Origin of the sequence: Geminicoccus harenae (assembly GCF_019800005.1) — a bacterium.
Taxonomy (GTDB): Bacteria; Pseudomonadota; Alphaproteobacteria; order Geminicoccales; family Geminicoccaceae; genus Geminicoccus; species Geminicoccus harenae.
Genome location: NZ_JABGCL010000024.1, coordinates 19687 through 31551 on the forward strand (window position 1 = coordinate 19687; position 11865 = coordinate 31551).

An 11865-nucleotide genomic window follows, 5' to 3' on the forward strand; every position below is an offset into this window, starting at 1 on the left:
AGACGCTCCTCCCGCAGCGGCCCGGCCCGGGGCCGGCCGTGGGTAAACGATGGGATGCCGCTGGCCTCGCGCCAAGCGGCGGCACTCAGAATGCCTGCCCGATGCTCACATAGATCTGGTAGTCATCGTCGATGCCCTCGCGGCGATCCAGCGGCACGGCCACGTCGAGCCGCACCGGGCCGATCGGCGTGTAGTAGCGGGCACCGATGCCGGCACCCAGCCGCAGGTCGCCGCCGGAAAGCGGGGTCGGGTCGGCGAAGGCGGAGCCCGCGTCCAGGAAGGCGACCATGCCGATCGTGTCGGTGAACCGCCAGCGCAGCTCGGTGTTGAGCTCGACGATCGACAGGCCGCCAATCGGGTCGTCGTCGGCATCGAGCGGGCTGGCCAGCTGGAAGCCGATGCCGCGCACCGACCCGCCGCCGCCGGCATAGAAGCGCTCGTCCGGCGGGACGTCGTCGATGCTGTCGGCGGTGATCGTGCCGATCGAGCCGCGCAGCGCCAGCACGACGCGCCGGCTGCGGGTGAGGCTGAAATAGTGGCTGTAGGTGCCGCGTGCCTTCACGAAGGCGGCGCCCGAGCCGAGCGTGTCGAAATAGGGGCTGGCGTTGAGGATCATCCGCCCGCCGCGGGTCGGATCGAGGACGTTGTCGGTGGTGTCCCAGTCCAGGCCTGCCGGGATCGAGACCAGGCCGTAGGTCTCGCGCTCGCCGGCCTGCTCGACATTGGAGAGCCGGTAGGCCACGCCCAGCGTGCCGGTCATCTCGTTGGTGAGCCGCCGCTCGATCGCGGCACCGAGCTGGATCGAGTCGCTGGTATAGGCCTCGACGTCCTCGTGCGAGATGGCACCGTCGATCAGCAGGCTCTGCCGGCGGGAAAAGAAGTCCGGCTTGCGGAACTGGCCGCTCAGCACGTAGCGCTCGGCGGACACGAGGCCGCTCAGGCTGAGCCGTTCGCCGGCACCGAAAAAGTTGCGGTGCTCCCAGGACAGCGACACGCCCGGCCCCTCATCGGTCCGGTATCTGGCACCCGCGGCGATCGAGCGCTGGGCCCGCTGGGTCGCCTCGAAGGTGACCGGCAGCCGCCCGGTGGCGTCGAGCTGGTTCGGGGTCACCACCTGGACGGTCGCGAACAGTCCGGTGTCGATCAGCTCGCGTCGCGACTCCTCCAGCACGGCCGGGGTGAAGGGCTCGTTCTCGTGCACGGTGAGCCGGGCGCGCAGGAAACGCTCGTCGATGCCCTCGATGCCGGTGAGCGTGATCTCGCCGAACCGGGCGACCGGGCCGACATCGACCACGAAGGTCACGTTCAGGGTCGCTTCGCTCTGGTCGAGCTCGGCCCGGCGCTCCTCGGCGGTGGCGAACGGGTGGCCGCGCTCGCGCAGAAGGCGGACCAGACGCTGCTCGGCATCCAGGATCCGCTGGGCATCCACCGGTTCCCCCGCCTCCAGCCCGAGTTCCTGGATCGTGGGCAGGTCCGCCCCGGCCGGCTCCGTACCGACGACCTCGATGCCGAGTTGGCCCAGATGGTAACGGCGGCCGGGGTCGAGGGTGAAGATCAGCCGGCGGGCAGGGGGCGTTTCCTCGTCGGCTTCGGCCTGGGCTGCCGGTGCGGCGCCCGCGGCGGGAGCGGGTGCCGCGGCTGCCTCGGGCTCTGCCAGCTCGTCGCGCCACTGCACGGTCCCGTCATAATAGCCCAGGGAGTGCATCGCGCGGGTGAGGTTGTCGATGTCGCGCCGGGCCCGCTGGGTGAGCACCAGCTCGTCGGGGGGTGGCCGGTCCTCCTCGTTCTTCGCCACCGACGCCTGGTCCAGGAGCGGGGCCAGCTCGTCGCTGATCGGGCCCTCGAACGTCACCGTGTAGGGGATGCCCGGACCCGTCTCGACGCCCGGCAGGCCTTCCTCGTCCTCGCCGGCACAGGCCGCGAGCACCAGCAGCCCGGCCAGGACGAGGCTGCGGCAGAAGCGCCGGCCGATCCCTCGGCAGGCCCTCACGCCGTTCCTGCCGATGGGAGGTGCTGCCGGTCCAGGACGTGCCGATCCTGCGAAGGGATAATCATAGTATTTCTTGCTTTTGTATCGCTATTTCGACCAGGGCGTGAAGTCGCTGACAGAATAAATTCTACTGCCATAAATGCTCATGGGCAGGGCTGTCGGAGTCCGATGGGTGCACGATTTTCCTGGGGCATCAAGGTCCGGCATCGGCAGGGTCGCACGCATGGGGAGAACGGGTGGCCGAAGGGTCACAGCGCACCCGTCAGCGGCGGATGTACCGACGCGGACAGTTTCCCGCCGGCCTGCCCATGATCCTGGGGTCGCGGGGCCGCCACGGCAACGTCATCGCCTCGCCGGACAGCGGGAACGTGCCGTTCAGGCCTCGCCGGTGCTGGTCTGCAGGTACCAGCGCCGGTCCTCTTCCAGCCCGACCGCCGTCAGCATCCCGGTCCATACCGCGCCGGTGTCGATGCCGATCCGGTGCCGGCGCTCGACCGGCTGCTGCTCGACCGTGTGGCCGTGCACCACGACCTTGGCGAGCTCGCCGTCATGGTTGAGGAAGGGCTCGCGCACCCAGAGCAGATCCTCGACGCTCTGCTGGTCGAGCGGCCGGGTCGGCATGATGCCGGCATGGACCATGAAATAGTCGCCGATGGAGAAGCCCAGCTCCAGGCTGCCGAGAAAGCGGCGATGCGCCTCGGGCACCCGCGCGCGCATGGCGGCCTGCGCCTCGCGGAAGCGGGCGGGCTCGGCCTTGGCGGGATCCATGCGCACCCCGTAGCTGAGCAGGGTCGCGTCGCCGCCATGCTTGTACCAGCTCGGCCCGTAGGCCGGGTCCTCCAGGAACTCGCGGAGCCACAGATCGTGGTTGCCCAGGAGGTGGATGCCCTCGAACCCGTCCGGCGGGCCGGCGATCAGGTGGTCGATGACCTCGCGGCTGTCGGTGCCGCGGTCGACATAGTCGCCTAAGTACACGATCCACGGGCGGCAACTGTCGCCGCGGGCGTGGTGGTCGGCCTCGATGATCGCTTCCAGCTGCCGCAGGAGGCCCAGGCGGCCATGCACGTCGCCCACCGCATAGACCCGGATGCCGCGCGGCAAGCGTGGCGGCCGCCCGGCCACCGATGGCACGGGCGGGCCGACCTCCTCGCGCTCGCGGCTCTTGCGGAACAGCCTTCCAAGCAACGCCGCCTACCTTCCCCGCCGTCACCACTGCTTGTTGCCCGACGGGCACAAATGGCACCTGCCGGGATACCCGGTGGCCCGCGACCGCTATAGACGGCGGCCGGGTCGGTTGTCAGCGCCGTCTTCCGAAGTCTAAACAATCTCCGATCGAGATGCACCGGCGGTTGTACCCCGGACGCTTACTGTAATGCACCTCCTGCCGGCATCGGCTGGAGATGATGAAGGGTAGAGGATGGCCCCGATGCGCTGGACCTTGCTGACCACGACCGCGGCGGGGGCGCTGACCGTGCTTGCCGGCATGGCGTCGGCTCAGGACACCGGTGCGCTCGGTTCGGCGCAGCAGGCGCTGGACAGTGACTACCAGGTCCAGGGGCAGGAGGTTGATCCGAACGTGCCGGTGCAGGACCGGCCGCGCCCGGACTATGATCCCCTGGGTATCCGGCGCGGCTCGTTCTTCTTCTTTCCGAGCATCGACACGTCGGTGGCCTTCGACAGCAACGTCAATGCCGAGGAGGATGACGAGAAGAGCGACGTCATTCTGGGTCTCACCCCCCAGCTCAGCGTGAGGACCGACTGGTCGCGGCATCAGCTGACCGGCAACGTCTATCTGAACGCCGCGAAATATCTCGACCAGGACGAGAACGACTTCGTCGACTACGGCCTGCGCCTCGGCGGCCGCTACGACGTGTCGCGCGCTGGGGCGTTCCGCGGCAACGTCTCCTACGACCACCTGCATGAAGGCAAGGACGACGACGACCGGGTCTCGGTCGGCGAGGGCGACGTGGTCGAGTATGATCGCTATATGGCGACCGGTGGCTACTCGCACCGCTTCAACCGGATCATGGTCGGCGGCAACCTGATCTACCGCCTCTATGACTGGGATTCGTTCGACGCCGGCGGCGTGACGGTCAACCAGGACTACCGCAACCGCCAGGAATATGGCGGCAACCTGCGCCTGAGCTATGCCATCTCGCCTAGGATCGGCCTGTTCACCCAGGCGGACTACCTGTTCTACAACTACGACAATCCGAGCCCGGGCGGCCGCGACCAGGATTCCGAGAAGTATGGCCTGAGCGTCGGCACGACCGTCGACTTCACCGCGGTGCTGTTCGGCGAGGCGAGCATCGGCTACGTCAAGCAGGCCTACAAGAGCGACACGTTCGACGACCAGGACGGCGTCTCGGCCGATGTCGGGCTGACCTGGAACGTCACCACCCTGTCGACCCTGCAGCTCGAGGCGTCGCGCGACTTCCTGCCGTCCAGCTCCGGCGGCTCCTCGCGCCTTGCGACCGACGTGGTCCTGAGCGGCTACCATGAGCTGCTGCGCAACCTGATCCTGAACGCGCACCTGCGCTACAACAACCAGGACTACAAGGACAGCGACCTGGAGAAGGACATCTACGAGGGCGGGGTCGGCGCTGACTACCTGATCACCCGCAACTTCTCCGCCGGTGCCGAGTATATCTACCGGCAGCAGGACTCGAGCGCCCAGGGCGGCGACTACGACAAGCACCTCGTGCTGCTGCGGCTGAGGGCGCAGATCTGATGCACCGGAGTGCCTGGGGTAAGATGACCCAGGCGTTACCGGATCCTTGCCTAACCTCGCAGCTCGACCCCAAGATGGCGGCCGTCCGGGCCGCTCCTTGGGCCCGTCCGGTCGACAGAAGCTGGGACAATCCGCGATGATGCGTTCGATGACCGCCAAGCTGGCACTGCTGGTGCTGCTGGCCCTTTCTGCCGTCGGTCTGTCCGCATGTGGTGGCACCACCTCCACACCAGCCGACGTGGTGGGCTCGGCCGAGGCACCCGAGACGCTGCCCACGCCCGAGTACCAGCTCGGCAGTGGCGACCGCCTGCGCATCATCGTGTTCCGCCACGAGGACCTGTCCGGCGAGTTCCAGCTCGACGGCACCGGGCGGTTCGCGATGCCGCTGGTCGGCACGATCAACGCCAACGGCCTGACCACCCGGCAGCTCGAGGAAGAGATCCAGAAGGCCTACGAGGAAGGCCAGTACCTGATCTCCCCGCAGGTCAGCGTGGCGGTGACCAACTTCCGGCCGTTCTACATCACCGGCGAGGTCAACCGGCCGGGCTCCTACGAATATGTCGACGGCATGACGGTCGACCAGGCGATCTCGCTGGCGGGCGGCTTCGGCTACCGCGCCTCGCGGGACGAGGTGATGCTCAAGCGCGGCGGCTCCGGCGCCCGAGGGGTGATCGTGAGCGGCGATCAGCGGGTCTCACCCGGCGACATCATCGAGGTCCCGGAACGCTTCTTCTAAAGCGCCGGCGATCTTCGAGCATCGGCATGGCGGCCGGCCGCAGGAGCGGTCGGCCGTGGCCGGTTCTCCCGGGCAGGCGTCATGAAGGCCTATCTCGATTCGCTCGCGGCCTACCGGGACCGGCGAATCCTCTTCATCCTCCTGCTGGGCTTCTCCAGTGGCCTCCCACTGCTCCTGGTCCTGTCCACGCTCAGCGCCCGGCTGCGCGACGCCGGGCTCAGCACCGGCACGATCGGCCTGTTCGCCTATGTGCTGGCACCCTACAGCTTCAAGTTCGCCTGGGCGCCGCTCGTGGACCGGCTGCCGCTGCCCGGCCTCACCCGCCTGCTCGGGCGCCGGCGCTCCTGGCTGCTGGTCACCCAGGCGGGGCTGATCCTGTCGATCGCACTGCTGGCGATGGCCGACCCGGTCGTGGGCACGGCCGGGTTGGCCATGGCCGCGCTCGCGGTGGCGTTCTTTTCGGCCAGCCAGGACATCGTGGTGGACGCCTGGCGGGTGGAAGTGCTGCCCGAGGAGAAGCTGGGTGCTGGAGCCGCCGTCGTGGTGATCGGCTACCGGCTCGGCATGTTCGCGGCGGGTGCCGGTGCCCTGTTCCTGGCCGACCGGATCGGCTGGACCGACACCTATCTCGTGATGGCGCTGCTCGTGCTGGTGGGCTGCCTGGCGGCACTGCTGGCGCCGGAGCCCGCCGTGGCCCCAGACCCCAACCCGGCCGGACCGGCAGGCGGGTGGCGCAGCTGGATCGAGCAGGGGGTGGTGGCGCCGTTCGCCGACTTCTTCCAGCGGCGCGGCCTGGCGGTCGCCTGCGTCATCCTCGCCTTCATCTCGCTCTACAAGGCCTCCGACGTCATGCTGACGCTGATGGCCAACCCGTTCTATCTCGACCTCGGCTTCACCAAGACCGACATCGCCGAAGTGTCCGGCACGTTCGGCCTGTTCGTCGGCCTGTTCGGCGGGGTGCTGGGCGGGGCGCTGGCCTTCCGGCTGGGCCTGCTGCCGGCCCTCCTGGTCAGCGGGATCCTGCAGGGCGCCTCCAATCTGGCATTCGCCGCCCTGGCGGTGACCGGGCCGGTCAAGTGGGCGTTCTACCTGGCCATCCTGGTGGAGAACCTGACCGGCGGGATGGGGACCGCCGTGTTCGTGGCCTACCTGTCCTCGCTGTGCACGGCCCACTTCACCGCCACGCAATACGCGCTGCTTACCTCCTTCATGCAATTGTTCGCCAAGTTCGCGGTGGTGCCCGCCTCCGGCTTCATCGCCGAAGCGCTGGGCTGGCCCGGCTTCTTCATCCTGTCCGCCGTGTTCGCCCTGCCGGGCCTGCTGCTGGTGCTCTGGCTGCGTCACCGGGTGGCGGTGGCCGACCGGGCGCCGCCGGCCCTGCCGGTCAGTTCCGGATGATCACCCGACATTCGCCGCCCGCCTGCTTCAGGCCGCTGCACAGGCGCTCCGCATCGGTGCGCACCGCATAAGGGCCGACCAGGAGCCGGTAGAACCGGCCGCGTCCGGCGATCTCCACCGAGGTCGTGGGCAGCCGCTCGGCCTGGGCCAGCTCGGCATGGCGCTGGCGCAATTCGTCCCAGGCCGCATCCAGATCCGCCTCGCTGCGCAGCGCCATCAACTGCACCGCGAAGCTGCGCTCGCCGCCGCCGGCCGCGGCCTCACCGCTGCGCTGGCGGGTGGTGGGCGCGGCGGGGATCGCGGCCGGCGCTGCGGCGGGCACCGCCGCCGGTGCCGCGGCCGGCTCCACCGCCGCCAGCGCTGCCGTCCGCTGCGCCCTGACCGGGGCATCGGGCACCGCGGCTGTGCCGGCCGGCTCGGCGGTACCGTCCAGCTTGGCCACCGTGGCCTGCGGCGGCAGCTGCGCGGGCAGGGCGCGCAGGCGGGCCTCGGTCGCCCGCATCTGCCGGGTGAGGGGATGGCGGTCGCCCAGGGCACGCTCGACGATGAAGGCGGCGCGGGCGGCGAGCGCCTGGGCGATCCTGGGGTCGCCCGCGGCCGCTTCGGCGAGCGCCAGGTTGTAGGCGGCGCGCGCCGTGTCGGGATGATCGTTGCCGCGCACCTTCTCCACGGCCGCGAGTGCTGCCCGGTGTGCGGTCAGCGCCGCCCTCGCATCGCCCTTGGCGGCCAGCACCAGGCCCAGATTGTTCAGCGTCGTAGCGGCCGCCAGGGGATCGGGCTCGTCCTGCGCCTGGTCGATCGCCTGGGCACGGCGCAGCAGCCGTTCCGCCTCCCGGAGGTCGCCCTGGCGGCGGAGCGCTTCGGCCAGATTGTTGAGGTCGAGAGCCAGCTCCGGCGATTGCGGGCCAAAGCGCTGCTCCGACAGCCGCACGGCCTGGCGCAGCGCCGGGATCGCCGCGTCCAGGTCGCCGCGCCGGTACAGGTCGACACCCTTGAGGTACGCATCGATCAGCGGGTCCTCGGTTGCCCGCGCGGCCGTGACCGTTGACACGGACAGGAACGCCATCGTTACCAGGACATGGATGACGCGCCACGTCGAGTGTAGGATGATGGCTACTGCCCTTGGCCTGCGCACCAACAGGAACTCCCGCAAGACATGTCGACGGACGATCGCTCGTGCCCTCCAAGAGTCTAGCCCGGATCGGCCGCGATATCAGCCTAGCCTTCGTGACTGCCGCAGCACTCGGCACGTCCGTCACGATGGCGGCGGAAGGGTCGGCCGAAGCCTGCCGGACGGAGGTCCGCCACCCGGGCTTCCGGATCGATGCCTGCACCGACGCGCTCGTCCCCCTGCCGCCCGACGACCGCGCCACCCGCGCCGAGTTCCTGCGCTACCGTGCCCTGGCCCGCCGGGCGGTCGGTGCGGTGGACGAGGCGCTGGTGGACCTGGACGAGGCGATCGGGCTGCAGCCGGACCATGCCGGCGCCTGGCTGATCCGGGCCGCGATCCGGGCCGATCTCGGCCGAATCGATGCGGCGCTGCGCGATGTGGAGGAGGCGCAGGCCCTGAGCCCCCGCTCGCCGCAGGTCTGGCGCCGCAAGGGTGTCCTGCTCGACCAGAAGGGCGAGTTCGACCAGGCCTATGCCGCGCTCAACCGCGCCCTCGAGCTGGACCCGCGCTATGCGGAGGCCTTCTTCGACCGTGGCGACCTCCTGCGCCGCGAGGGCTATCTCGCCGAGGCCACCGTCGACCTCACCACGGCGATCGAGCTGGCGCCGAAGATGGCCGCGGCATGGAACGCCCGCGGCAGTGCCTGGGCCAACCTGGACGACGACAAGCGCGCCCTGTCCGACTTCGACCAGGCGATCCGGCTCCGACCCGACTTCGCGGCGGCCTATGTCAACCGCGCTTCGATCCGCTGGCGGCTGAACGACACGGAGAATGCGCTGGCCGACTATGGCCGGGCGATCGAGCTGGAGCCCACCAACATCGACGCCTGGCTCAACCGCAGCCGCGCCTTCGAGGCGCTCGGGCGGACGGAGGAGGCCCGGCACGACCTGGACATGGCCACGGCACTGGGGGCCAGGCGCCGCAGCGCCCAGGCCGACTCCGACCGGACCGCCGCCGCGAGCGAGGAGGGCTTTGCCCGGGAAGGGGCCTTCTACGTGACCACCAGGGCGGTCAACTACCGGGTCGGCCCTAATACCCGCTCGAACCGGCTGGGCAGCCTGAACAGCGGCGAGCGGGTGCAGGTGGTGGGCCAGCGCGACGGCTGGCTGGAGGTGGTGATCCCGGACGGCGGCCAGGGCTATATCTGGCACGAGTTCCTGGAACTGGAACGGTGACTGCCAGGATCAAAGCCGGTTCCGTGCCGCGGCGGGCACTGGTCACCGGTGCCGCGCGCCGGCTGGGGCGGGCCATGGCGCTGGCGCTGGCCGAGGACGGCTACGACCTGGCCCTCCATGTCCGCGCGGTCGACGATGATGCCGAGCGCCTGGCCGGCGAGATCCGGGCCATGGGCCGCGAGGCGGTGCTCGTGCCGGCCGATCTGCGCGATCTCGCCGCCATCGGGGCGCTGCTCGCCACGGCCAAGGGCCTTCTGGGGCCGCAGGGGGTGCTGGTGAACAGTGCCGCCGTGTTCCCCGACGACCGGCTGGCCGATCTGGAGGCACGGCAGCTCGAGGAGGTGCTGCGGATCGACCTGGTGGCGCCGCTGCTGCTGAGCCAGGCCTTCGCCCGCCAGTTGCCGGCAGGCGCTGGTGGCGTGATCGTGAACCTGCTCGACCAGCGGATCCTGCGGCCGAGCGGCCGGCGCCTGTCCTACACGCTGGCCAAGTCCGCGCTTTGGACTGCCACCCGGATCCTGGCCCGCGAGCTGGCGCCCGCGATCCGCGTGGTCGCGATCGGGCCGGGCGTGGCGATCCGCGACCCGGACATGGACGATGCCACCTTCAACCGCCTGGCGGAACGAGCACCGCTGGGCGAGACGGGCGACGCCGCGGCGATCGTCGCTGCGCTGCGCTACCTCCTCCAGGCAGACGCGGTGACCGGCCAGCTGCTGCTGCCCGACGGCGGCATGCATCTCGGCTGAGGCCCAGAGCGCCAGCCCGGCCTGTCCTTCCCCGGTGCCGTTCAGACGGCCCGCCGCATCGCGATCCGCAGCCATGGCAGGCAGGGATCGTCGGCCGGCAGGCAGGCGATCGCGGTCTCGATCGCACCCACCCCGATCCGGCGCGCCTGCTCCATCCGCCTGGGCGAGTCGGCGCCGGTGGCGATGCTGTGGATCTGCAAACGGTGGGCGAGCGCGGTGATCGCCTGGAACAGGGTCAGCCGGTCGGCCGGCCCGTCCGCGTCCAGAGCCGTCGGGCAGAGCCGGATCGACGAGGGGCGCACGGTGGTGAACAGGCCGACGGCCATGGTGCCGGCGCCGAACCGGTCCAGGGCTACCGGCACACCGGCGCGGGCAAAGGCCGCGGCCCCCTGGCCACCGGTCTGGGCGTCCTCGACCAGCAACTGCTCGTCGATCTCGATTTCCAGGCGCTCAGGGAGGATCGACTGCCGGCTGGCCGCGGCCGCCATGCGGTCGGCGAGGCCCGCCCAGGCCAGGCGCCGGCGCGACAGCATGGGCAGGGTGATGCGTGCCTCGCCGAAGCCATGCCGCTGCCACTCGGCGAGCTTGCCCGCCGCTGCCAGCAGCAGCCGCTCGGTGAGCTGCTCGACCACGCCGGCCTCCTCCAGCAGCGTGCGCATCGCGAGCAGGTCGAGCAGGCCCTGGCGCGGGTGGCGCCAGACCGGCCGCATCCCCATCGCCACCCGCCCGACCCGCAGGGCGACCTGCGGGCGCAGCACGAACGACACGGCATCGGTCGCCATGGCGGCGGCCAGCTCCTCCGCATCGGGGCAGGCCAGCGGCCGGCTGTCGTCGTGCCAGCAGCAGCCGCCGCCATCCGCGCGCTTGGCGCGGTACATCGCGGCATCGGCCAGCCGGATCAGGCGCTGGGCCTCCAGCGCATGGTCGGGATAGATCGCCACGCCGATGCTGGCGGTCACCTGGGCCGGCTGCCCGTCCAGGTCGATCGGCGGCTTCAGCGCTTCCAGCAGCTTGCGCACCACCACCGCGGCATCCTCGGGCCGGGCGATGTTGAGCAGCAGCACGCCGAACTCGTCGCCGCCCAGCCGCGCCACGGTGTCGCTCTCGCGCACCCTGGAGCGCAGCCGCTCGCCTACCCGGCGCAGCAGCTCGTCGCCGCCCGGATGGCCGAACCGGTCGTTGATCGACTTGAAGTCGTCCACGTCGACCAGCAGCAGGGCGAGCTTGCTGCCGCTGCGCCGCGCCAGGGTCAGGCCGTGATCGAGGCGATCGCGGAACGAGGCCCGGTTGGCGAGCCCAGTGAGGTCGTCGCGCCGCACCGCCTGGTAGAGCTGCCGGTCGCGGCTGGCCCGCGCCAGTGCGGCTCGCACCGTGCGGTCGAGGGTCTGCAGGTCGAGGTCGGTGGCGTCCAGCACGTCGGCCACGCCCAGATCGACCGCGCGCTCGACCAGGTCGTCCTCCACGCCGGCACTGGCGAGCACGATCGGCGCGGTGAGCCCGGCGGCGCGCAGGGCGCTGAAGGTTGCCATGCCGCTGCCCAGTGCCGGCTCGGCCATCACGATCACCAGGTCGAAGCTCGTGCCGTCCAGCCGGAAATCGAGCGGCGGCTCGACGAGCCAGCGGAAGACATAGCGCTCGCTGCCGGCATGCTCGAGCAGCAGGCGGACCGTTTCGGTGCCTTCGGCATCCTCGCCCAGGAGCAGGATCCGGATGGCTGCCCGCCGCTCCGCGTGCCGGCCGGTGGTCCAGCGTGCGGCGAGGCTGGTCACGTTGGCATGACCGGCCAGCGGCGGCCCGCGCCACGCGCCAGCCATCTCGAAGAGGCCGGATGGCGGCCTGTCACGCGGACCGTTGTCCTGCACCATGCCGCATCCTGACGTGCCGAGCCTTGGTCACGTTTCGGTAAACCAGCCCGGCC

9 protein-coding genes are annotated in these 11865 nt (G+C 70.6%); 5 read left to right on the forward strand and 4 right to left on the reverse strand.

Annotated features, from left to right (window positions below; all coding sequences use genetic code 11):
- Positions 1 to 85: 85 nt before the first annotated feature.
- Positions 86 to 1990, reverse strand: coding sequence for an autotransporter assembly complex protein TamA (locus HLA95_RS19790; RefSeq protein ID WP_191060691.1), 1905 nt, complete (start codon positions 1988 to 1990; stop codon positions 86 to 88).
- Between the two features lie 375 nt (positions 1991 to 2365).
- A complete protein-coding gene (locus HLA95_RS19795; protein WP_223861610.1) occupies positions 2366 to 3175 on the reverse strand; it encodes a metallophosphoesterase in 810 nt (269 codons plus the stop codon).
- 241 nt (positions 3176 to 3416) lie between these two features.
- Between HLA95_RS19795 and HLA95_RS19800 the strand changes: the two genes are divergently transcribed.
- The 3 genes from HLA95_RS19800 (at position 3417) to HLA95_RS19810 (ending at position 6855) form a co-directional block, all read left to right on the forward strand.
- Complete coding sequence (locus tag HLA95_RS19800) at positions 3417 to 4721, forward strand: outer membrane beta-barrel protein (protein ID WP_222184274.1); 1305 nt, start codon at positions 3417 to 3419, stop codon at positions 4719 to 4721.
- Positions 4722 to 4857: 136 nt separating this feature from the next.
- Positions 4858 to 5457, forward strand: coding sequence for a polysaccharide biosynthesis/export family protein (locus HLA95_RS19805; RefSeq protein WP_191061579.1), 600 nt, complete (start codon positions 4858 to 4860; stop codon positions 5455 to 5457).
- Positions 5458 to 5538: 81 nt separating this feature from the next.
- The gene (locus HLA95_RS19810; RefSeq protein WP_191061580.1) at positions 5539 to 6855 is read left to right on the forward strand and encodes an AmpG family muropeptide MFS transporter; all 1317 of its coding nucleotides are present in this window, start codon (positions 5539 to 5541) and stop codon (positions 6853 to 6855) included.
- Here the strand turns inward: HLA95_RS19810 and HLA95_RS19815 are convergent.
- Positions 6842 to 7906, reverse strand: a complete 1065-nt coding sequence (locus tag HLA95_RS19815) for an SPOR domain-containing protein (protein WP_222184276.1) — start codon at positions 7904 to 7906, stop codon at positions 6842 to 6844. The genes HLA95_RS19810 and HLA95_RS19815 overlap by 14 nt on opposite strands.
- A 125-nt stretch (positions 7907 to 8031) precedes the next feature.
- Here HLA95_RS19815 and HLA95_RS19820 point away from each other — a divergent pair, with 125 nt between their 5' ends.
- Positions 8032 to 9201, forward strand: a complete 1170-nt coding sequence (locus HLA95_RS19820; RefSeq protein ID WP_191062099.1) for a tetratricopeptide repeat protein — start codon at positions 8032 to 8034, stop codon at positions 9199 to 9201.
- Positions 9198 to 9947 (forward strand): SDR family oxidoreductase, encoded by a 750-nt coding sequence (locus HLA95_RS19825; RefSeq protein ID WP_222184278.1) that lies wholly within the window; start codon positions 9198 to 9200, stop codon positions 9945 to 9947. Before HLA95_RS19820 ends, HLA95_RS19825 begins: the two co-directional genes overlap by 4 nt.
- A 41-nt stretch (positions 9948 to 9988) precedes the next feature.
- Here HLA95_RS19825 and HLA95_RS19830 read toward each other — a convergent pair whose 3' ends face one another.
- Positions 9989 to 11812 carry a GGDEF domain-containing protein gene (locus HLA95_RS19830; RefSeq protein ID WP_222184280.1) on the reverse strand — a complete coding sequence of 608 codons (1824 nt, stop codon included), beginning with the start codon at positions 11810 to 11812 and terminating at the stop codon, positions 9989 to 9991.
- Positions 11813 to 11865: the final 53 nt, after the last annotated feature.